General features: G+C 71.2%; 21 protein-coding genes and 1 pseudogene. 8 read left to right on the top strand and 14 right to left on the bottom strand.

The window, feature by feature from the left end; all coding sequences use genetic code 11:
• Positions 1 to 25: 25 nt before the first annotated feature.
• Positions 26 to 1,420, bottom strand: a complete 1,395-nt coding sequence (locus ACZ6R9_RS03535; protein ID WP_465536284.1) for an MFS transporter — start codon at positions 1,418 to 1,420, stop codon at positions 26 to 28.
• Positions 1,421 to 1,691: 271 nt separating this feature from the next.
• On the opposite strand from ACZ6R9_RS03535, the gene ACZ6R9_RS03530 reads away from it, so the two are divergent.
• Positions 1,692 to 2,597 (top strand): LysR family transcriptional regulator, encoded by a 906-nt coding sequence (locus ACZ6R9_RS03530; RefSeq protein ID WP_380486387.1) that lies wholly within the window; start codon positions 1,692 to 1,694, stop codon positions 2,595 to 2,597.
• Positions 2,598 to 2,604: 7 nt separating this feature from the next.
• Here the strand turns inward: ACZ6R9_RS03530 and ACZ6R9_RS03525 are convergent, their stop codons facing one another.
• Both ACZ6R9_RS03525 and ACZ6R9_RS03520 read right to left on the bottom strand, forming a co-directional pair.
• A complete protein-coding gene (locus tag ACZ6R9_RS03525) occupies positions 2,605 to 3,159 on the bottom strand; it encodes a cysteine hydrolase family protein (RefSeq protein WP_465536281.1) in 555 nt (184 codons plus the stop codon).
• 98 nt (positions 3,160 to 3,257) lie between these two features.
• A complete protein-coding gene (locus tag ACZ6R9_RS03520; protein WP_465536802.1) occupies positions 3,258 to 4,493 on the bottom strand; it encodes an MFS transporter in 1,236 nt (411 codons plus the stop codon).
• Between the two features lie 127 nt (positions 4,494 to 4,620).
• On the opposite strand from ACZ6R9_RS03520, the gene ACZ6R9_RS03515 reads away from it, so the two are divergent.
• Positions 4,621 to 5,556 carry a LysR family transcriptional regulator gene (locus ACZ6R9_RS03515; RefSeq protein WP_465536279.1) on the top strand — a complete coding sequence of 312 codons (936 nt, stop codon included), beginning with the start codon at positions 4,621 to 4,623 and terminating at the stop codon, positions 5,554 to 5,556.
• Between the two features lie 7 nt (positions 5,557 to 5,563).
• Here ACZ6R9_RS03515 and ACZ6R9_RS03510 read toward each other — a convergent pair whose 3' ends face one another.
• On the bottom strand, positions 5,564 to 5,896 hold the full coding sequence (locus ACZ6R9_RS03510; RefSeq protein ID WP_465536277.1) for an alpha/beta fold hydrolase: 333 nt from the start codon (positions 5,894 to 5,896) through the stop codon (positions 5,564 to 5,566).
• Here ACZ6R9_RS03510 and ACZ6R9_RS03505 point away from each other — a divergent pair.
• Both ACZ6R9_RS03505 and ACZ6R9_RS03500 read left to right on the top strand, forming a co-directional pair.
• A complete protein-coding gene (locus ACZ6R9_RS03505; RefSeq protein ID WP_465536275.1) occupies positions 5,889 to 6,623 on the top strand; it encodes a hypothetical protein in 735 nt (244 codons plus the stop codon). The genes ACZ6R9_RS03510 and ACZ6R9_RS03505 overlap by 8 nt on opposite strands.
• A complete protein-coding gene (locus tag ACZ6R9_RS03500) occupies positions 6,589 to 6,942 on the top strand; it encodes an ArsR/SmtB family transcription factor (protein WP_465536273.1) in 354 nt (117 codons plus the stop codon). The genes ACZ6R9_RS03505 and ACZ6R9_RS03500 overlap by 35 nt, the downstream gene beginning before the upstream one ends.
• On the opposite strand, the gene ACZ6R9_RS03495 is transcribed toward ACZ6R9_RS03500, so the two are convergent.
• The 5 genes from ACZ6R9_RS03495 to ACZ6R9_RS03475 all read right to left on the bottom strand — a co-directional run bounded on the left by ACZ6R9_RS03495 (position 6,893) and on the right by ACZ6R9_RS03475 (position 12,550).
• A complete protein-coding gene (locus ACZ6R9_RS03495; RefSeq protein WP_465536271.1) occupies positions 6,893 to 8,401 on the bottom strand; it encodes a hypothetical protein in 1,509 nt (502 codons plus the stop codon). The two genes, ACZ6R9_RS03500 and ACZ6R9_RS03495, sit on opposite strands and share 50 nt — an antisense overlap.
• A gap of 245 nt (positions 8,402 to 8,646) precedes the next feature.
• The gene (locus ACZ6R9_RS03490; protein ID WP_465536269.1) at positions 8,647 to 8,853 is read right to left on the bottom strand and encodes a hypothetical protein; all 207 of its coding nucleotides are present in this window, start codon (positions 8,851 to 8,853) and stop codon (positions 8,647 to 8,649) included.
• A gap of 568 nt (positions 8,854 to 9,421) precedes the next feature.
• Positions 9,422 to 10,534, bottom strand: a complete 1,113-nt coding sequence (locus ACZ6R9_RS03485; RefSeq protein ID WP_465536267.1) for a hypothetical protein — start codon at positions 10,532 to 10,534, stop codon at positions 9,422 to 9,424.
• A 268-nt stretch (positions 10,535 to 10,802) separates the two neighbouring features.
• Positions 10,803 to 11,816 carry a CU044_5270 family protein gene (locus ACZ6R9_RS03480; protein WP_465536265.1) on the bottom strand — a complete coding sequence of 338 codons (1,014 nt, stop codon included), beginning with the start codon at positions 11,814 to 11,816 and terminating at the stop codon, positions 10,803 to 10,805.
• Positions 11,813 to 12,550, bottom strand: a complete 738-nt coding sequence (locus tag ACZ6R9_RS03475) for an RNA polymerase sigma factor (protein ID WP_465536263.1) — start codon at positions 12,548 to 12,550, stop codon at positions 11,813 to 11,815. The genes ACZ6R9_RS03480 and ACZ6R9_RS03475 overlap by 4 nt, the downstream gene beginning before the upstream one ends.
• Before the next feature lie 16 nt (positions 12,551 to 12,566).
• Here ACZ6R9_RS03475 and ACZ6R9_RS03470 point away from each other — a divergent pair, with 16 nt between their 5' ends.
• A complete protein-coding gene (locus tag ACZ6R9_RS03470; RefSeq protein WP_380486410.1) occupies positions 12,567 to 12,848 on the top strand; it encodes a type II toxin-antitoxin system Phd/YefM family antitoxin in 282 nt (93 codons plus the stop codon).
• Positions 12,849 to 12,851: 3 nt separating this feature from the next.
• Entirely contained in the window at positions 12,852 to 13,130 is a 279-nt protein-coding gene (locus ACZ6R9_RS03465; protein ID WP_465536261.1) for a type II toxin-antitoxin system RelE family toxin, read from the top strand.
• Between the two features lie 56 nt (positions 13,131 to 13,186).
• Here ACZ6R9_RS03465 and ACZ6R9_RS03460 read toward each other — a convergent pair whose 3' ends face one another.
• Entirely contained in the window at positions 13,187 to 15,442 is a 2,256-nt protein-coding gene (locus ACZ6R9_RS03460) for a helicase C-terminal domain-containing protein (RefSeq protein ID WP_465536259.1), read from the bottom strand.
• Positions 15,443 to 15,973: 531 nt separating this feature from the next.
• Positions 15,974 to 16,397, bottom strand: a pseudogene (locus tag ACZ6R9_RS03455) (PIN domain-containing protein).
• A 118-nt stretch (positions 16,398 to 16,515) separates the two neighbouring features.
• Here ACZ6R9_RS03455 and ACZ6R9_RS03450 point away from each other — a divergent pair.
• Positions 16,516 to 16,977: an SRPBCC family protein gene (locus tag ACZ6R9_RS03450; RefSeq protein WP_465536257.1), complete on the top strand. Its 462-nt coding sequence runs from the start codon at positions 16,516 to 16,518 to the stop codon at positions 16,975 to 16,977.
• 303 nt (positions 16,978 to 17,280) lie between these two features.
• Here the strand turns inward: ACZ6R9_RS03450 and ACZ6R9_RS03445 are convergent, their stop codons facing one another.
• Positions 17,281 to 18,426: an FUSC family protein gene (locus ACZ6R9_RS03445; protein ID WP_465536255.1), complete on the bottom strand. Its 1,146-nt coding sequence runs from the start codon at positions 18,424 to 18,426 to the stop codon at positions 17,281 to 17,283.
• Positions 18,427 to 19,018: 592 nt separating this feature from the next.
• On the opposite strand from ACZ6R9_RS03445, the gene ACZ6R9_RS03440 reads away from it, so the two are divergent.
• The gene (locus tag ACZ6R9_RS03440; protein WP_465536253.1) at positions 19,019 to 19,336 is read left to right on the top strand and encodes a potassium channel family protein; all 318 of its coding nucleotides are present in this window, start codon (positions 19,019 to 19,021) and stop codon (positions 19,334 to 19,336) included.
• Positions 19,337 to 19,590: 254 nt separating this feature from the next.
• Here ACZ6R9_RS03440 and ACZ6R9_RS03435 read toward each other — a convergent pair whose 3' ends face one another.
• Together ACZ6R9_RS03435 and ACZ6R9_RS03430 are read right to left on the bottom strand one after the other, a co-directional pair.
• On the bottom strand, positions 19,591 to 19,857 hold the full coding sequence (locus tag ACZ6R9_RS03435) for a Txe/YoeB family addiction module toxin (protein ID WP_380486422.1): 267 nt from the start codon (positions 19,855 to 19,857) through the stop codon (positions 19,591 to 19,593).
• Positions 19,854 to 20,132, bottom strand: coding sequence for a type II toxin-antitoxin system Phd/YefM family antitoxin (locus tag ACZ6R9_RS03430; protein ID WP_380486424.1), 279 nt, complete (start codon positions 20,130 to 20,132; stop codon positions 19,854 to 19,856). The genes ACZ6R9_RS03435 and ACZ6R9_RS03430 overlap by 4 nt, the downstream gene beginning before the upstream one ends.
• Between the last annotated feature and the right edge of the window lie 667 nt (positions 20,133 to 20,799).

The following is a 20,799-nucleotide window of genomic DNA, read 5'->3' as shown; positions in this document are numbered from 1 at the left end:
CCGTCCGGCCGGCCCCTTCGCCCGGTCAGGCCTGTCGCCCGGCCGGGCGCCCCAGGAAGGCGGCGACCACGGCCGCGCCGGCCAGCAGGGCGAGACCGGCGACCAGCAGGGCGAGCCGGGTGCCGGAGCCGTCCCGGGCGGTGTCGGCCAGCGCGCCCAGCACGGCCACGCCGAGCACCGCACCGGTCTGCCGGGCCGAGTTCAGCGCGCCCGAGGCGATCCCGGACTGCTCCCTGGCGACCGCGCCGACCACCGCCGTCATCAGCGACGGGATCGCGAACGACACCCCGAAGCCCAGCACCAGCAGCCCGGCCGCCATCGCCACCCGCGCGGCCGTCGAGTCCGCGGTCGCCGCGGCGGCCACCAGCACCCCCGTGCCCATCAGCAGGAACCCGGCAACGGCCGGGCGGCGGGCCCCGATCCGGCCCACCAGCCGTCCCGTGAAGACCGGGTTGAAGGCGGTCGGCAGCATCAGTGGCAGAAACGCGACACCCGCGCCGAGCGCACTCAGGCCGTGCGCCCGCTGGAAGTGCAGCGAGAGCACGAACAGCACCCCCGACAGCCCGAAGTTCACCAGCAGCCCGGCGAACAGCCCGGAGGCCACCGTCCGTTCGCGCAGCAGGCCGAGCGGCAGCATCGGGGCACGCCGCGCGACCTCCCGCCGGCGTTCGACCGCAACGAACGACCCGCCCGCCACCGCGAACACCGCGAAGCCGCCGAGCACCGGCAGCGAGACCCAGCCCGCTTGCCCGCTCTCGACCAGCGCCCAGGTCAGCCCGGTCATCGCCGCCACCGCGCAGACCTGACCAGGAAGGTCCACACCCTTCGTCGGCCCGGGCCGGTCCACCGGGGCGTGGCGCGCCGTCAGGGCGACGGCGAGCAGCGCCACCGGCACGTTGACCAGGAAGATCGCCTGCCAGCCGAACCGGTCGGTGAGCACCCCGCCCACCAGCGGCCCGGCCGCCAGCGCGCTGCCGCTGATCGCCGCCCACACACCCATCGCCCGGGCCCGGGCCGCCGGTTCGGTCCAGGCGTGCGCGATCACCGCCAGCGAGGCGGGCAGCAGCAGCGCGCCCGCCGCGCCGAGCAGCACCCGCAGGGCGATCAGCGCGCCCATCGAGCCGGCCGGCGCACTCGCCCCGGAGCAGGCGCCGAACAGCCACAGCCCCGCCAGGAACACCCGCCGCCCGCCGTGGCGGTCGGCCAGCGCACCGGCGGTGAGCAGCAGCGCGGCAAAGCTGAGGGTGTATCCGTTCGAGACCCACTGCAGGCCGCCGAGCGAACCCGACAGGTCCGCGCCGATCGCGGGCAGGGCCACGGTCACCACCGTGGTGTCCAGCATCACCATGAAGTAGCCGAGCGAGAGTCCGAGCAGCAGCAGCCCGGTCCCGCGCCGGGCGTCGGCCTGTCGACCGGGCACAGTCGTCCCCCGAGGGTGTGAGAAGGAGTGGATGCGAAGGCGCGCCGGACGACGGCGGCACCGCGGTTCGCCGGGCCGGTTGTGAGCGGCGGGCGATCACTGAAATTCTTGTCGCGGCACGGTGGTTGAGGAAGCGGGAGGTTCCGATGACACCCATCGCCGGAGCCGATGAAGCCGGGCCGCCGACCGAGGACGCCGGACGGCCCGCCGAGGATGCCGGGCCGCCGGCCGACGAAGCCGGACGGCCGGCCGACGACGAGGAGCGGACACCGTGGAACTGCGCCACCTTCGGACCTTCCGCACCGTCGCCCGGACGCTCAACTTCACCCGGGCAGCAGCGGAGTTGAGCTATGCCCAGTCCAGCGTCACCGAGCAGGTGCAGGCCCTGGAGGCGGAACTCGCCACGAAGCTGTTCGACCGCAGCCACCGCCGGCTGGCCCTCACCCCGGCCGGGGAGCGGCTGCTCGAGTACGCGGACCGGATGCTGCTGCTCGCCCAGCAGGCCCGCACGGCCGTCGAGGAGGAGGACCGCCGGCCGGGCGGGCGGCTGGTGATCGGCGGCCTGGAGACGCTGTGCGCCCACCGCCTGCCCGCCGTCCTCGCCCCGTACCGCCGTGAGTGCCCCCAGGTGCAGGTGGCGGTCCGCCAGGGCAACCGGGGCGAGCTGTACGACTGGGTGCGGCGCGGCGAGATCGACGTGGCGCTGACCTTCGGCCGGGCGCCACGGGACGTGCTGACGTTCAGCGAGACGCTGGCCGGTGAACGGCTGATGGCGGTCGTCCCCGTGGGCCACCGGCTGGCCCAGTACCCGCAGCTCGGCGGGCCGGAACTGCGCGGCGAACCCTTCCTGGCCACCCCGCCCGGCTGCGGCTTCCGGGAGATGCTGGACGGCCTGATCGGGAGCCTCGGCCCGGACGCCCCCGTGATCGACACCGAGCTGGCCGGCATCGCGGCCCTGCGCGAGTGCGCCGCCGCCGGGCTGGGCTGCGCCCTGCTGCCCGAGCTCGCGGTGGCCGACGCGGCGGCCCGCGGCGAACTCGCGGCCGTTCCGGTGATCGGCGACGCCGCCCGGACCACGATCACCATGACCTGGCTGCGCAGCGCCGAACTCCGGCCCGCCGTCACGGCGTTCCTGGCCACCGCGCGGGCCGCGTTCGCCCGATTGGCTGCGGCCTGAGGCCCCGTCAGGGCGTGAACAGCCCGGCGCAGGTGACCAGTTGCGCGCGGGACGGCAGCAGCCGGTGCAGGACGAAGGCGTGCACCTTGGGGTCCGGGTCCGCGATGCCGTCGGACAGCACCCGGAGGCGGTAGTCGCGGTCGACCGCGTGCAGGACGGTGGACAGCACCGCGCCGCCGGTGCTGAGCCCGCCGACGATCAGGGTGTCGATGCCACGACCGCGCAGCCGCCGGTCGAGGTCGGTGGTGGACAGCGCGCCGAGGCGGGTCTTGCGGGCCACCAAGTCGCCTTCCTGCGGGGCGAGTCGAGGATGAAAGTCGGCGGCCGGGTCCTGGTGGTGCAGGGCGCGGTGCCGGGCCACGGCGGCGAACGTGGCGTTGGCGGCAGGGACGGCCGCCCAGTCGTCCTCGGTGAACGCGACCCGCACATGGGCCACCGCACCGCCCCTCGCGCGGACTTCGGCGGCGGCCCGCTCCAGCCGGTCGAGCAGCGGCCCGGCCTCCGGCAGTGCGGACAGGACGGCCGACTGACAGTCCAGCAGGAGCAGGGCGGTGTTCTTCACGGGGTGTCCTCGCTCTCGGTCTCGGTGAGGTTTTCGGTGAGGTTTTCGGTGAAGCCGGCGGTGGTTTCGCGGTGGAGTTCTCGGTGGAGCTGGGCCGGTCAGGCGCGGCTGTCGAGCAGCGCGGGCTCGTGCGGCGCCGCCGGCTCGCGGCGGGGGAGCAGTAGCGGGGTGCCCAGGGCGAGCAGGCCCGTGACGGCCAGCGTGGTGCGCGGGCCGGTCAGGTCGGCGAGCAGTCCGCCGAGCGCGGTGAGTGCGGCGATGGCGGCCTGCTGGCCGATCGACCAGGCCGACAGGGTGCGGGCGACCAGGTGTTGTGGGGTGCGTTCGAGCCGGTAGGTGGCGAGCACCGGCGTGAACAGGCTCATGTTGACGATGATCGCCAGTTCGACGGCCATCACCGTGACCAGGCCGATCACGCCAGGCCGGACGAAGGCCAGCCCGATCAGCCAGACGGCGCGCAGCGTGCCGACCGTCCGGAACACCCACGCCCGGCCGTACCGCGCCACCACCCGTGGGGCCAGCCGGGAGCCGACCAGCCCGCCGAGGCAGGGGGCGGCGAAGGCCAGGCCGTACTGCCAGGCGGGGAAGTGGAGTTGGCGCAGCAGCAGGACGGCGAGGACCGGTTCGGCGGCCATGATCAGGCCGGACACCAGCAGGTTGTTGAGGTACAGCGCGCGCAGCCCGGGGTCGCCCAGCAGGTGCCGCCAACCGTCCAGCAGTGAACCGGAGTTGGTGGCGCTCCGGGGCCCCGGGGCTTCCTCCCGGTCGCGGATCGCCGCCAGGCCCAGCGCCGAGAGCAGGTAGCTGCACGCGTCCGCCAGTACGGTGGTGACGGGCCCGAACGCGCCGATCGCCGCCCCGCCGAGCGGCGGCCCGATCGCGATCGAGCTCCAATTCGTCGACTCGAAGCGGGAGTTGGCTACCAGCAGGTGCTCCGGCCGGACCAGCGCCTTCAGGTAGGCGCCACTGGCCGCGCCGAACGCGATCTTTGCCGCGGCGACCACCGCCGACACCGCGAACAGCTGCCCGATGCCGAGCACCCCGCAGGCGTACCCGAGCGGGATCGACGCCATCGCGCCGAACCGGACCAGATCGGCCGCGATCATCACCGGCCGCTTGCGCCGGAACTCCACCCACGGCGCGAGTGGCACCGCCAGCAGCGCCCCCACCGCCGGGCCCACGGCCGACAGCGCCGACACCTCGGCCGGGCCGGCATGCAGCACCAGCACCGCGATCAGCGGCAGCGCGCCGAACCCCAGCCCCGACCCGTACGCGCTCACCGCGTACGCCGCCCACAGCCACCCGAACCGCCGCCCCAAGGACCGCCTGCCCACCGTCACCCCCGCCGACCGTACAAACCTGCGTTGACCGGGGAGAGCCAACCGGGCCGCACAACCGCAGGTCAAACAACCAGGAAGGTCCCACCGCACAACCACTGGTTGTTCACTAAGGTGGGGTGGCGTGGACCTCGAAGCCGTACGCACCTACCTCGCCGTCGCCGAGGCGGGCCAGTTCCAGAAGGCCGCCGCCGACCTGGCGATCACCCAGCAGGCCGTCTCCAAGCGCATCGCCGCCCTCGAACGCGAGCTCGGGGTGCGGCTGTTCACCCGCACCCCGCGCGGCGCCGAGACCACCATCGACGGCCAGGCGTTCCTGCCGCACGCCCGCGAACTGCTCCGGGTCGCCGAACGCGCCGTCGCCTCGGTGAACACCGCCCGCCGCCCGCTGCGGGTGGACGTGATCAACCTGCGCGGCGCGGCATCCGGCCTGCTGCGCGACTTCCACCGCGCCCACCCCGGGATCGAACTCGACGTGGTGAAGCTGCTCGACATCGACGAGGCCGTCCGCGCCGTCCGCTCCGGCACCATCGACGCCACCTTCCGCGCCGTCGCCGCCCCAGGCCGGCCGCTGCCCGACGACCTCGCCGCCGCCCGGGTGATCGACGAACAGCTCCACCTGCTCACGGGCCCCGGCCACGCCCTGGCGGGGGCCCGCTCGGTGACGCCGCGCCAGCTGGCCGGGCACCGGATCTGGATGCCCGGCATCCTCCCCGGCTCCGAGTGGGCGGCCTACTACGACGACCTGGTCGCCGAGTTCGGCCTCACCATCGAGGCCACCGGCCCCAACTTCGGCTCCGACGCCCTCCTCGACACCATCGCCGACACCCCGGCGCTGGCCACCTTCCTCAGCGACGGCACCCGACTGGTCTGGCCGGCCGGCCACGGCCTGCGCCGGATCCCGCTCACCGACCCGACGCCCGTCTACCCGCACTCGCTGCTGTGGCACCGCGACAACCCGCACCCGGCGCTGGCCGCCCTGCGCACCCACCTGGCCGCCACCAAGGCCGCCCACGACGCCCCCGGCACCTGGGTGCCCGCATGGGTGCAGCGCGACTGACGGCGGCTCAGAGCAGCGCGCGCAGGAAACGTTCGAACTCGTCCGGCGCCGACAGCATCGGGAAATGGTCCGCCTCCGGGAACTCCGTCAGCTCCGCATCCGGCGCCTGCGCGGCCAGCCGCCGGGCCCACAGCCGCGTCGCCTCCAGGTCGTGGCCACCGACCAGGACGCTGACCGGGACGGTGAGTTCGGCGAACCGGGTCTTGACGGGCGGGTCGAGCTCACGGCCGAGATACTCCTCGTCGGGCAGCGTCATCAGGTGGGAGTTCGCCACCTCCAGCCCGATCACCAGCCGCCGCTGGTCCGGCCCGAGCGCCGAACCCCACGCATCGATGTCCACCGCCGCCGAGGCGTGCATCCCCTCGGCCGACCTGGCCCGGACCAGCTTCAGCATCTCGCCACTGGAACAACTCCTCACCGGCTCGCTCGCCGTTGACAGCCGCCGCCGCACCGGCCCGAAAGGCCGCTGGTGGCGCGGCATCCGCTCGCGTATCCCGCGACGGGCCGCGCCCCTCCTCGACCTGCTCGCCGCCAGCCCCCGCGGCATCCCCGACTTCCTGCTCGCCGCCAGCACCGCCTACCTGCGCACCTCCGCCGACGAACTCGACAGCGTGCTCACCGCCGACGACGAACACATCCGCACCGAACTCGACCACTGCTACGACCACTGCGCACCACCCGTCGTCCAACGCCCGCGCGACGAAGGCGCCCGCGCGCTGCGCCCCGTGGTGAACGCCGCCGCCGCCCTCCACCGCGAATGCCTGGCCCCCGACTGGCGGGACCTGCACCGCACCCTCGACGCCGAAGTCCGGCGCCACGCACAGACGGTGGTGACGGACGGCCCTGCCGCGATGCTCGACCGCCTGCACCCCCGCCTCGGCTGGCGCGACACCGGCACCCTCACCGTCGAACGCCCCAGCCCGCCCCTCCGGCACCGACTCGCCGGCCGGGGGCTGCGCTCCACCGAACCTGTTCCTCGACAAGTGCGCCGTCCTGCACCCGCCCAACCGTCCCACTGCGCTCCTGCACCCAGTGACGCCCGCCACGCGCCCTGCCTCCACCGCTGACGGCCTGCACACACTGCTCGGCCCCGCCCGCGCCCGGGCGCTACGAGCGATCGCCCAAGGCCCTTCCCGCACCGGCGAGTTGGCAGTCACCCTCGGAATCGCCCCGCCATCGGTCTCCCCGCACACCAACGCGCTACGGGCCGCAGGACTGATCACCACCACCCGCCAGGGCCGCCACGTCCAGCATGCCCCCACACCGTTCGGCCGCGCCCTGGTCACCGTGCGGCCGGAGCGCGAGGACGCCCGGCCGATCCGTCGAGCGGCCACGATCAGCCCGCCGGGACGGGGTTGCCGAGAGCCGACTTGCCCGGTCGGGTGACCCACTGCATCGCCTCCCGGACCCGGGCCGCACCGGCCCGGGCGAACGCTGCGCCGCCACCGACGGCGGGCACGCGGCGGGCACCCAGGCCGGCGCACGGGCCGCAGATACCGGGCTGCGGGATCGGGTCGCAGCACTTGGCGCACTCCGGGCGGGGACCCGGTGCCGGGGGTGCGGGTTCCGGGACGGGAGGCAGCTTGTTCACCAGCCGGTAGCGGATCAGACCGGCCGGCGACGTGAGATTGGCGGGCATATCGCTCGTCACGGCCCGAACGAGATCGGCCTCCGGCAGGCCGCGCTCCAACCACGGCATGACCAGCGGCGCGAGCCTCCGCGCCTCGGCCTCACCGAGGCGCAGGCGCGGCTCGTTGCGAATCGCCCGGAACAGCGCGGCGACCGCCTCGCGGGTCTTCTCGTCCATGGCCGCCCGGGCTGCGCCCCGCGCGGCTCGCGGGCCCCGCTGTGTGCGCACAGCCCGTTCGGCGCGCTGCGGTGACTTGGCGCGCGTGCCGGGTTCGCCCGGCTCGGCGCGCCCAACCCGCTCGCCGGGCACGTCCGGCCCGCAGGGCTCACCGGGCGCTTGCGGCCGGCCCAGTCCATCGAGCCAGCCTAACCCGCCCAACTCGCAGAGCTGGCCCAGCGTTTCGAGCCCGCTCGGCTCGCGGGGTTCACCGGGCTGCTCGGGTTCGTCGGGCACGCCCGGGAGGTCCGGCGCCACGGGCTCACCAGGTTCGTCCGGCAGGCCCGGCAGGCCCGGCAGGCCCGGCAGGCCCGGCAGGCCCGGTCGGCCCGGACCGTCCGGCAGGTTCGGTTCATCGGGCTGGCTCGGTTCGCCCGGCTGGTCCGCTTCGTCCGGCTGGTTCGGTTCGGTCGGCAGACCTGGCCCATCGGGCTGGTCCGGCTCGCCCAGCAGGTCCGGTCCGCCGGGCAGGTCCAGCGCGCCCAGCTCGCCCAACTCGTCGGGCTGGCCCGGCTCGTCGAGCCCGCTCGCTCCGCCCGGCGTGAGCCGGCCACTCGCCGCGTCCGGCTCGCGCCGGCCGCTCGGCGCTGGGGGCGGTAGGGGGGTAGTTTCTTTTACCTGCTTTACCAGGGAACCGCCCGGCGCACCGACGCTCGCTGCACCGGCGCCCGGCTTCTCGGTCCCCGGTGTGTCGGTGTCTGACGGGAGTTGGGGGGTGTCATGGACGTGGATCTCGCTGACGATCCGGCCCGCCGGGAGACGCTTCTTCACCAGCCGGTAGTACCCGGCGGCCTTCAGCTCGTCCGTGGCCCTCTTGATGGTGGCGCGTCCCTCGATGCCGGTGTCGGCCAGGTTCTTGGCGCTCTCCCACGAGTCGTCCGGCAGCGAGAGGAGGTACGCGAGCACCCCTCGGGCGACGAACGAAAGGTCACAGTTCTGCAGAATGTCGTTGGCGATAGCCGTGGATTCGGCGCTCTGGGCGCTACGATGAATACGCATTGGGAGTTGAGTTCCTGGTGCCATGCCCCGGGACGTTGGCGCGTCGCCGGGGCGAAACTTTGCTGTCAGGCACGGAACTTAGCACCCGAACCGATCGGAGATCGGCGCAAGTGCCGGGCGACCGAAATATCGCTACATGGGCGCGAGTTCTGACCATCTCAGATCGCAAACGGTCAAAATCTGTCACACACCCGACCGCTTTTGTCCGTTTGCCTGAAGCATGCCCTCTCGCCACCCGCCCACACCTACGCGTTGAGGTGCGCGGGCACGGCCAGCACGCGACGGTTGCTGTCGCTGTCCGGCGGCAGCCGGAGCTTCGCGAAGATGTCCGAGATGTGCTTCGCCACCGTGCCGTCAGTGCCGAACAGCCGTTGCGTGATCGCGGTGTTGGAGCAACCCTCGGCCGGCTCCAGTGCCTCGCGCAGGTGACTGATCGTCAGCTGTGCGCCCACGGCCGGGCCCATCGCGGTGTGCCGGCACCGACCCGCCGGATCGCGCCGATGAACTGCTCGTTGTCGAAGGCACGTCGTGCCGAGCGACGACCACGACACGCCTGGCGCCGGAGTACTTGAGCACCTGCCCTGCCCCTGCACCGCAACCCCCCACCCTCTCGGCCACGCACCTCGCGCGCATACGTGACCAACGCCGGGAACGGCGGCGCCCGCCCGCCACACTGGCATCCCCTGGCGCCCGCGAAGGAGAACTTCCGCCACCCGCCCCTTCGTTCAGGCGAAGGCGGCCGCCCACCGCTCGATCCCGAACCCGCCGCCCGCCGTCCGCGCCCGCCGCCCGCCGCACCTCCAGTGCACCGGCCCCGCGAAGTGCGCCGGCACCACCAACTCCCGACGAGCCGAGGCCCGTTCGAGGATTCTCCGCCGACTCGCCGCCACCTGTTCCGGGTCCACACAGAAGCAGCTGCTGCACGACGGGGGCGAGGATCTGCACCGGGCTGTGCACCAGGTCGCCGACGAAGACGGCCCGATCGCCCCCGGACTCCAGCCGCAGCACCGCGGAGCCTGCTCAGCCGCCGCCGTAGGTGGCCTGGGTGACGGCGAAGACGTTGCGTCCGCCCGTGGTCTCCTGCAGCGACCACAGCAGGTCGGGGTTGGTGGCGTCCTCCCAGTAGGAGAGGCTCTCGCCGCCGCTCACCCAGGCGAAGGTGGACGGTCCGGCAGTCGGCGTCCAGTAGTAAAGCTGCGGTTCCCTCGAGGAGTTGAACCACCACCGGCCGTTGTGGGACGCCACGCCGTTCAGGTGGTACCAGGACAGCAAGAGTGCCTGACTGGCGGTCGTCGTCGCGGCGAACGTCGTCGCTCCCGGCGTGAACGGGAAGCGCACGGCCCGCGGCGCCCGCTTGGGGAAGTTGGGGCAGTTCGTGGCGCCCGCCGGGCAGGTGTACTCCGTCATCACGATCGACTGGCTGACCCGGTCCAGCGAGATCGTCGACCACACCAGGCCGTCGACACCGGTGGCCGTCCGCGAAGTGATCGTGCCGACCTGGGGCAGCACGTAGGCGTAATTGTGGGCGTAGTAGGCCCCGTTGGGCTGGCGGCCGATCTGATCGGCGGTGCCCCCGGTGTCGGTGTTGAGGATCTTGCGCATGTCGAAGACCCGCATGCCGTTCGCGGTGTCGGCGACATAGAGGTAGTCCCCGTACCAGGAGACGCCGCCGGCATGGATCGGGATGTCCTTGAAGTCCGGCGCCGCCGCCGTCCCGGTCGGCTCCACCAGCAGGATCTTGCGGTACGTGTTGGGGTAGGTCGCGTCCCAGTCCACCAGCGTGATCCGACTGCGCTGGTGATCCCCCTTGCAGGCGTCGGCGGTGTACCAGCTCACCAGCACCAGCTGATGCCCGTCGTAATTCCCGCTGTTCGCCGTCCCCACGGCATCCCGACTCGTCGTGATCCCCTGCGGCACATTCGGACAGTCCGCGTTGTCACCGTCGTCGAACCGGAACCCCGTGGACAGCCCCGCCACCGAGAACGACGTGGGCAGCGCCTGCCGGGTGTGGTTCGCGTTCTCCATCACCGTGTGCACGGCGGACGTCCCCAACGCGTTCACCAGCGCCGAGTCGAGCGCGTCGTACTTGTGATAGTCCGCGCTCAACGTGTAGTCGGACGCGGTCAGATCCACCGGTGCCACCACCGCCGCGGCCGGCCCCGCACTGACAAACCCTCCGGCGACCACCAGACTCGCCGCAATCACCGCCTGTGCCACAGCCCTGACTTGACGGAGCATCAAGGAAGCCTCTCCATGCGAACGGACCAGTGTCCGCCCACGCTAGGCTCGCACTGAGCATGTACGCAACACCCTCAAGTGGCCTCGTCACGAACGCTCCGGCGGCACGGCGGCATGGCGGCACGGTTCTGAAGCAGACCGGCCAACCATCGGCCAATTTCGATCAGATGCTTGATTCTGTGCCGGCTGCCTGCCCGGGAGCGTCCACCACATCGCGCGCGAGGATCGCCACCGAGGCCACCTCGTCACCCGCCCTGCCCCAAGGGCCGTCCTTCAGCAGGACGGTGCGCTCGCCGAGCAGGCGCAGGCTCTGCTTGTCGAAAATCCACTCATTGCGTTCGCCGCCGTGAACCCGGGCGACAGCGACACCGTGACGTCCGGCCGCATCGACCGCGTCGTCGATGGTCACCACCCCCGGGATGTGCTCCACGGCCCGGTACAGAGCGGCGCTGACCTGCGGAGGCGCGACCGAGGAACGCAGCAGGTCGCCGATGGTCACGAACGCCTCCTGGTCGGGGCCGGTCGTGGAACCGCTGCCGGCGCCGTGGTTCAGCCCGGCATCGGCGTAGATGCGCTTCAGCAGTGCCTCGGGGTCGGTCGGCAGCCCGGCCAGGAGCTTGTAGGTGGGGGAGTTGAGCGCACCGCCGCCCGGGGCCGGGATCTCCCTGTCACCCCCGGTCCCGCGCTGGAGGCCGGGCCGCAGGCCGTCCACCGCGATCCACTGCTCCCTGTTCTCGGTGATGACGTCGCGCTGCATCGTCCCGCCGCTGCCCTCACTGAGCGAAACGCTGTGTCCGACCGTCCTGACGTAGCTGTACTGGTCGTCACGGACCTGCGGCTGAGGCTCGCTGTAGGCAGCCTGCGCCACCCGGTCCAGGAGTTCGACCGAGGCCGCAGTGGCCGGCGGAGCCTTCTCCGCGGGCGCGTTGCCGCCCTGCGTGGCGAGCATCACGGCGACGGCGGCCACCGAGGTCGCCAGGGCGAGCCAACCCCGGCGCCGAGGTGCGGCGGTGGACGGACGGCGGTCCCGATCGATCTCGTTCAACAGGAACTCCTTGTTCGCGCGATGGCGGGCGGGTCCCATGTCCGGGTGGGACGGGGGCGGCAACAGACGCGCGAGTTCGCTGCGCGCACTGTGCTCGTCCGGCGCATGACGGTCCCCGGATCCGGTGATCACGGCTGCTGCCTCCCTTGGCGACTTCCCACGGAGAGATGGCTGTCATGGAGGTGGTGTCCGCGAGCGGGCCGGGGTTCCAACTTTCTTCGGGCCGACGGCTGCTCCGCAGAAACGATCTTGTGGAGTCTGTCCCGAGCGCGCGAGAGTCGGGAGCGTACGGTGCCAACCGGAATGCCGAGCGCCTGGGCCGCTTCCGCATACCCGAGGCCCGACCACACCACGAGCATGAACACCTCGCGCTCGCCCCGCCGCAGCCGACCCAGCGCCCGCACCGCCGCCGCAGCCGTCTCGGCATCGACGATCCGCCCCACCACCTCGTCGGCGAAGTCCGGCAACGGTTCCCGCGGCGGCACCCGAGCCATGGCCACCCGATGCCGCCGCGCCGCCCGTGCCGTATTGCGCAGCACATTGGTCGCGATCCCCAACAGCCACGCTCGCGGGTTGACCACCTCACCCCGCAGCTTCTCGCGCAGCCGCCACGCCTCGAGGAACGTCAGCGAGACCACATCGTCGGCCAGGTCCCGGTCCCCGGTCGCTCTGACCGCATGCAGATACACAGCCCTGGCGTGCTCGTCGAAGAGCAGGGCGAAGGCACGCCGGTCACCGGCCGAGCTCTGCTCATAGGGCAAGAAGGACTCCACACACTTGCCGTGTCCGCAGCAGCGCAGCGGTTCCCAGAAATTTTCGCTGGAGGCGGGGGCCGGCGCTGCACTCAAAGAAGACTGGATGTACATCTGCTACATTTGTTGCATGAGTGAGCCGGTGATCGAATCCATGGCCGAGGTCCGCAGCCACCTTGCGGACGTCCTCGATCGCGCGCGCAGGGACGAAACCCCGACGATCATCACGCGGCGCGGCAAGCAGGAAGCCGTAGTGATCGACATCCGCGAGTACCAGCGCCTGCGCGGACTCGCGGAGCAGGCTGAAGACGCATGGCTCAACCGGCTGGCCGACGAGGCGGAGACGGAAGGGCTCGACGGATCCGTGTCGCTGGAGGAGATGGCCGCCATGCTCCGCGACCACCACGCCTGAGCCATGGGCTACGTCACGCGGTTCACACCGCACGCCCAGCGGGACATGCTCAAGATTCCCCGGTCCGACGCGGTGCGTGTCCTGCATCGCCTCAATGGTCTTCAGAAGGCGCTGGACGACGGGGACACTGGGGCCTTCGATGTCAAAGCCCTTCAGGGGCACAGTGCACGCTGGCGACTGCGGGTCGGGGACTGTCGCGTCGTGTACACGGTTGAAGACAGCCAACTGGTCGTGTGGGTCCTGACCGTTGGCAACCGCCTCGACGTTTACCGCAGCCTGTAGGCGAGCTCGGCCGCCCAGCCGGAGGTCCCATGACAGGAGGCCGACGGCGGCGTTGGCTACCCGGGCATCACCCCGTGGATGCGCGAGATGGTGAACACGCGTTCGTCGTTTCGCAGATGGCACCAGGCCTGAAGGTAGGGCGCGTCGAGATCCAGACGGCTGAGGGTGCGGACGGTCTCGTTGCCGGAGGTGGCGAGGTACTCGATGGTGACCGCCAGGCCTTCGTTGACCGCGTGGGCCAGCTGGCGGACGTCGGTGAAGGACAGGTTGCGCGCGTGCCCGGCGATGATCTCCTCGGTGTCACTGCTGTAGGGGCGGCCGTCCCACGGGTCGGGCTCCGGGATGTCCTGCGGGCCGGCCAGCAGCCGGGCGGCGAGGGCGCTCAACTCGACGGTACGGTTCTCCGGTTGCTGCGGCCGGTGCCTGCCGCCGGGCCGGCGCGGGGACGGGACCGGGGCCGCCGCGCGGGGGCGCTCGGCTCGCTCGACGCGGACGGTGCCGTCGGGCTTCTCGGCGACGGGGGCATAGCCTGCGGATCGCAGTGCCGCGAGTGTCTTGTCCGGCGGGGTCCGGCTGATCAGGACGGTCGGTGCCAATTGCCGTAGACCGAGCTCGGCGAGCTGGCGGTGGGCAGCGAGTTCGGCCAGGAGGGCCGGCTCCTCGCCGTGGATCACACTGGCCGCGGAGACGACACGGACCCGGCCGTGGCGGCGCGCGGTGTCGTGGATCAGGTACGAGAGCGGCTGGGGAAGCGGTTCGACGGCGACGGCGGCCAGGTCGGCCGTGATCGCGTCGGGGGTCAGGCCCCCGTCGAGGGCGCGGCGGACGCTTCCCGGGCTGAACCGCCACACGGACGCCGTCCCGACTGTCTCCCGGTCTGCGGCGGAGTCCAGCAACGTGACGATGGCTGCCGACGGCGTACCGGCAACCATGGCCGTGAGATCGCTGCCGAAGCGGGCGGTCCCGCTGGCGGCGGGCAGTAGCTGCCGGCAGGCGTCCGCCAGCGCGGCGGTGTCACCGGCGAGCAGCGCCGTCCCGATGGGTGACAGCGCCCCGAGGGCGAGTGCGCCGAGCAGTTCCGCTTCACGGATCAGGGTGGCGAACGGCGTGGCGTCCTGGGGGAGTTCGTCGGCGAGCGGCCGGTGCCACACGACCAGCGCCCCCAACTCCGCTGGTTTCGCCGCGCCTTCGCCGACCGGGAGCTGTGACGCGGCCGAGAACAGTCCGTGCCGACCCTGTACGCAGCCCTCGCAGGCCGGTGGGCCGGCGAGGGCAGGCAGAGCCTTCCCGTCCTCGTCGCGGCTGCCGCCGGGGGACAGCGGGAGTGTCCACCACGCCTGGAGAAGTACGGCGAGTTGCTCGGCCGGCTCCTTTTCGGCCCAGACGTCGTAGCCGGCGGTCGCCGCGACCCGGTCGCCGTCCCGGGCGAGCAGCCCAGCCCCGTTCGCCGCCTCCAGCGCGATGCGGACCACGATCTCGTCGCACTGCGCCGCCTTGCCGATCCGGGACAACTCGCGTGCGCCGATCCCACCAGCCTTGAGCCGAGTCGGGGGAGTGGCGGCGCACACCCTGAGAACCGACGCGGCATGGGCGGCGAACGCCATCGAGGCGGCTGCGGCCTCCCGTTCGATCTGCGAAGCAGCGATGGACACCGATCGCACGACCGGCGGGACGGGCGTGAACGGAGCGAGCCAGTCGGGCCCGCGCACCGCGAGTGCCACCTCGGCCGGCATCCGGGCCGACCCGTACCGATGGCGGTCCTGGATCAGCAACCCCCGCTCCAGCGCCCACTGTTCGCCTGGCTCGGAGCCGGGCTGCGAACCGGTGAACATGATGAACGCCGGTTGCTTCGGAGGCCGGCTCGCACGCTGCTCAAGGAGCTTCCTCGTTGCTCCCGGAGCCTTGGCCACCAGCGCGGCGACCCTTTCCGGATCGCTGTGATGGTCGATCAGCGCCGCCAACCGCCGTGACTTGTTGTTGCCGGCCGGCTTGACGCCCAGCTTCGCCAGTACGCGGCCCAGTTCGTCGGAGCTCACGCCTGCGAGCAGATGCGCCAGCGGTGCGTCGAGCCCGAGGGGTGAGTCCCATGCGTGCCACAGCGGTGCTGCCATGTGCAGCACCCCGTCGTGGCCCGGCCACACCAGAGCGTGATCGGCCAGTGCCTCCAGGGCCACGTCCAACCCGCGGGTGCGCTCCCCGTCCGCCGCGTCCAGGAAGGCGGCCAGGTCGTCCCGGGACACGGACCCCAGCGCGGCGATGGCCTCCGCCACTTGCAGGCACGGCAGGGCGAGCCGGGGCAGGGCCAGTGCCACTGACGCCGGGCGCTGAAGACGGTCTGCCAGTTCACCGACCGACTGTGGCTCCGGTGCCGACACCACATCCGGGCGCGCCGCCAGGACCCGTTCCAACTCGGCTGCGTCGAGTCCGTGCAGCCACGCCGCCAGGGCCGAACCGTTCGTCTTGTTGCTTATGGGGAACACCTCGCCACGCAGGAGTACCGCCGTTCCGTCGCGGGACGGGCCGGGGCTCAAGGATGGCGCACGGAAAGGGTCGCGCGTCACACGAACGACTGGATGACGCCGGTGGGATACGAGATTCGAACTCATGAGTGGTTGCCCAACCACGCTTTCCAAATGTTCGTCCGACTGTCCGGGGACGGTCGCTGGGGTCCTGGCCTGCGGTGGAGTGGCCGGGCCGCCGGCTGCTGGACGGGCGCCGCACGTGCATGAACGCAACCAGAACTGCAACCGCGACGCAGCGTGTTCCGCTGGGTCGTGGGCGTGTGGTCGCAGGATCCAGGGCTCCGCATCCTTCTCCCGGTCGTGGCGCGGATCCATCGGCGTTCACTTGTCAGCCGCTGGCCCGTGCCATTGGAGGGCTTGTCCAGTGCCGTTCGCGACGCACTCGAAGTCGCGGTCCCGGTGCAGGAGGGGTCAGGCCCTGCAGCTCGGCTGTGGCGGCGACGACGAGGTCGACGGCTCCGGCGCTGCGATGCTGACCTCGTCTGGTCAGCAAGTCCTGGACCTGCCAGGCTCGGTCGTAGGCGCGATCACCGACCGGTACCCAGCTGAACAGCAATCGCATGTCCTCGATCCCCCGAGCACGGTCGGCGGACGTTCATGCGCGGTAGAAGAACTCGAGTTCGGTGATGGGGCAGGTTGCGATCAAGCCGGCCGCCGCAGCCTGGTCCCAGCCGTACTGCTCGGCGTCTGTGCGCATGAAACGCGCGAGCGCGCTGGTGTCGATCAGGAATTGCGCCGCGTTCACCGACGGTAGTTCCTCTTTCCGCATGGCCTTGGCCGAGCCGGTGGGATGGTGCGATCATCCACCGATCGTTCCCGGTCCACGACGACGTCTGGACCCGGGCCGGACAGGGGAGTTGGACGTGCCGAGCACCGAACTGAGCCACAGCTACGACATCGCGGCGACGCCCGCCGCCGTCCTTGCCCATCTGGCGGACCCCGAGAACTACATCGGGCTCTCTCCGCTCCTCGTGGACGTCCGGGACGTGCGGCGCGAGGGCGGGGTCACTCACTACGTGGCCGTCGAGCGCTTCCGGTTCCTCGGACTGGTCCGGCACGACAACGTCATCCGGGTCAGCCTGCGCACCGAGGGCGCCCGGCTGCCGGACGAGGCGACGATCAGCGGCGAGGTGGTCAGCCCTGGCGGCGTGCGGATGGACTACCGCTTCGCCGTCACCGCCCGAGGCGACGGCGGCTCCCTGGTGGTCGATCTACTGAGGCTCCACACGCCGGTCGGCCTGCTCCACTATGCGGCTGGCAAGGCCGCAGCAGTGCAGGCCGAGCGCGCCCGAGTACTGGCCCGGCGGCTGGGCCGCGGCAACTGAGGCGGGCCCGTGGAGACTGCGGTTGAGACTACGAACCCGAAGTCCCCAACGGGAAACCCGGTCAGGCCCTTCAACTGCCTTGCTGGGCAGAGGCAGAGGACACGAGATTCGAACCAACGGCCGTTCCGCTCGCCAACGACTCGCCGACCTGCTCCGGGGACGCCCCGGCGACGCTTCGGGGAAACCGGACGAGGACGCTGCCTGAGCGCTCCCGCCTGAGGCCAGAACGCGGCTTGCCCCGGCTGTGATTGCAGCCGGGGCAAGCGCCCTCGGTGATCGCCCGGCGGTGATCAGTCCGCCGCGTCATGCCGGTCGTGAATCCGGTGGCGGCGGTGCTTTGGCAGCGTGCTTGGCAAGCAGGCCGGCGAGCAGCATGAGGAGCAGAGCGATACCCGCGCCGCACGCGGTCCACAGCACCCGGTAGCCCTCGGCGGCGTAGTTGGACGGTTGAGGGAGGTCCACCATGATGAGCACTCCTGCCGCGATGGCCGCGCAGTAGAGCGCGTAGCTGTAGAAGCGAATCGACACCGCGTGCATGAGCAGTACGAGCGCGACCACCTCGAGTCCGCGCGCGACCGCGAACAGCCTGAGCCCGTGTTCACTAGCGGGAATCAGCAGCAGTAGCGCAGCCGCGACGGCGCCGATCACCGCACCGGAAAGGCGCTGCACGGCCACGAGCGTCGTCTGTTCCAGGCTCGGCTTCATCGCGACCACGGCCGCGATCGGCATCCAGTAGCCGTGCGACAGGTTCAGCCCGAACGCGAGCGCGACGGCGCCCGCCACGGCCACAGCACGGAGCACCGCGAACACGACCACCGGAGGGGTCAGCTTCTTCCGGGAGGTGTCGCCGGGGAGTTCCGCGATGGGCTGGGACCGGTCGCGTCGCCCGCGGATCAGCCAGCCGATGAATGCGCCGACGGCCCACAGCGCCGCCCCTCCTGTCCAGGCGAGTGTCTGGGCCCAGGTGTAGCTGGTGATACGGGCGGCGTGATGGAAGCTGGAGGCGAGCCCGAGGGTGACGACGAACCAGATGTTGAGAAGCATGGCGCTGACGAACCTGCGTACCCCGAACGTGACCGCCAGGCCGGCCGCCAGCGTGACCGCGAAGGCCGCAAGCGTGAGCCAACCCCAGGAGTCCGCTCCGATGCCGAACCCCAGGGCGGTCAGCCCTGCGCCGAACAGCGCGAAGACGGCGACGCGCGATACACGGTGCACGTAGCTGCCTCCCGGGTCGTCGAGCCATGCGAACAGCAGGCCGAACAGCGCGCTCAGGAGGTACTGCTGGTGCCCGATGGCCCAGAAGACGACCAACGGCACCAGTGCGATGTCCAGGAAGGTCACCGCTCGCGGCAAGTTGAGCCCCGCAGGGTTGAGCTCGAACACCTTCGACAGCCCATTCACGGCCCTTCTCGCGTGAATGGGCTGTCCTTCTCCGCTCGTGCTGGCCATGGCCGCTCCCATCCCCCGACTCGGTCGACAGGTATGCCGCTTGTGCCGCTCATTATTCGATTCCACCGTGATCGCTGCGAAGCGACCCGCAGGGCACGGTCACGGTCACCGGTCATACGGTGGAGCGAGTCACGACACCGAGCCGATGGTGCGGGCGCCTTGCGGGCGCCTCGCGAGCAAGGACGACACGGGGGACGATGAATACGGTCGCGGCCCCGCCCGGCAGCATGATCGCCGGGCGCCGCGTCGCTGATCCAGCCGCTCGAGCAGGTCTCCGATCTCCAGGCGAACAACGCCGGAGGGAGGAAGCATGAAAGTGCCCAAGGCCTTCGAGGTGCCGGCCCCATGAACGGCAGCACCAGGTCGGAGTACGGCCTCCGGCCCAGGAACCGGGTCCCGCCCGGCGTGGTCACCCGGATCGTGCTGCGGGTGCTCGGGTCGGTCGCCGCGCTGGCGGCCCTGTACTACGTGCTGCCGCTGGACCGCTCCTCCACGGCGATCACCGTCATGATGCTGGTCGCGGGGCTCGCGGGGGTTCGTCGTCCTGGTTGTCTTTCAGGTGCGCCAGATCGTCCGGTCGCCGTTACCGATCGTGCGCGCGGTCGAGGCACTGGCCGTCAGCATTCCGTTCTTCCTGCTGCTGTTCGCCAGTACCTACGTGGCCCCGGCCGGCCTGTCCTCCGGCAACTTCGGCGGGCACCTGTCGCACACCGACGGCCTGTACTTCAGCGTCACCGTGTTCTCCACTGTCGGCTTCGGCGACATCACCGCGAAGTCCCAGACGGCACGGCTGGTGGTCACCGCCCAGATGATTACCGACCTCGTCATCCTCGGCCTCGCGATCAGGATCGTCGTGAGTGCCGTCCGACGTGGCCGGCAGCGCAAGGCACCGCACCAGCGCCAGGAGTGACGATGAGCCGAGCCCGACCAGACGGCCGGAGCCGCACCGGACGACCCCGGTGACGTTCCTCGACCACGTGGGCCCGAAGGGGGTGATCGAGATCCCAACTGAGACCGCGGAACGACGAGGGCCCCGACCGCTCAGCGGTCGGGGCCCTCGTTCTGCCCTGGCGGGCAGAGGCGGAGGATACGAGATTCGAACTCGTGAGGGGTTACCCCCAACACGCTTTCCAATTCTCCGTGTCTTTCGGCCAGTCTCGGGTCCTAATTGCCGTAGTGGTAGCGGCACGCGACGATGCACAAGGCATCGGCCTGTTCGTTCAGCACATAGACCAGGCGGTGTTCTTGGTCGATTCGGCGGGACCAGGCCCCAGCGAGCTCGTGCCGCAGGGGTTCGGGTTTACCGATGCCCTCGTTGCCGTTTCGGCGGATGTCGTCGATCAGCAGGTTGATGCGTTTGAGGAGTCGGCGGTCGTCGGCCTGCCATGAAAGGTAGTCGGCCCAGCCGCGTTCGGTGAACTCGATCTTCATGCGCTCTGCTCGGCGAGGTCCCCGGGGTCGATCAGTTCGCGGGTCGTCGTACGGCCTTCCCGGTACTCCTGCAAGGACCGGCGAAGGTGGTCGGCATTGGCCGGAGAGCGCAGCAGGTAGTCGGTCTCGCGGAGCGAGGCGTACTCGGCCAGCGAGACGACGACCAGCGGCTCGTGGCCGGCGCGTGTGATGACGAGCTCTTCGGCGTCACTTTCGACGGCGTCCAGCGCGGCGGCGAGGTTGCCGCGGAGCTCGGTGGCACTCATCGTCTTCATGGCGTACAGAATAACGTACATCTATCGGGCCGACCAGGGGTGCGGCGAGAGCCCGAGGCGCTTTCGCATCATCCAGGCTCAGGGATGCGCCAGATGATTCGAACCTGCTCATCGAGGGGGAGCGATGGGCCGCCGATGTAGATCCGACGGATCAGGTAGAGCACCGCCAGCTGGAACGCTTCCGCCCGAGGTCTTCCATGGTCGAGCGGCTCAGCGAAGTGCAGGACGTGGTCCGCCGGATCGAACTCGAGGCTGAGGATGCCGAAGACCCGGACCGCTGTCGCGGTCCGGGCCTTCGATCAAGGCGGAGGATAGGAGATTCGAACTCGTGAGGGGTTGCCCCCAACATGCTTTCCAATTCCCCGTAGTGTCGTCCGCCAGGGTTCGCGGCCGTCTTGATCTGCGCTGGAGCGCATCGTCGGGCGGTGACCGAACCCGGCCGGACGGCGATGAATGAGACCAGAACTGAGACCACGCCGTTGGATGCCTACGGCTGGATCGCCAGTCTCGTCCTGGTCAGCTGTCCGTGTCTTTGGGATGCCGGGGCGAGGCGTAGACGAGATGGACGGTCCGTCCTGACTCGTCGACGAGGTAGCGCACGCGCCCGCCGGCGGTCACCTCGTACTCCCACTGCGGCAGCTCGTTCCCTCCGTGCCTCCGTGCAGAG

This window comes from Kitasatospora sp. NPDC048662, from assembly GCF_055587065.1.
This window is presented reverse-complemented; position numbering and strand designations above follow the sequence as displayed.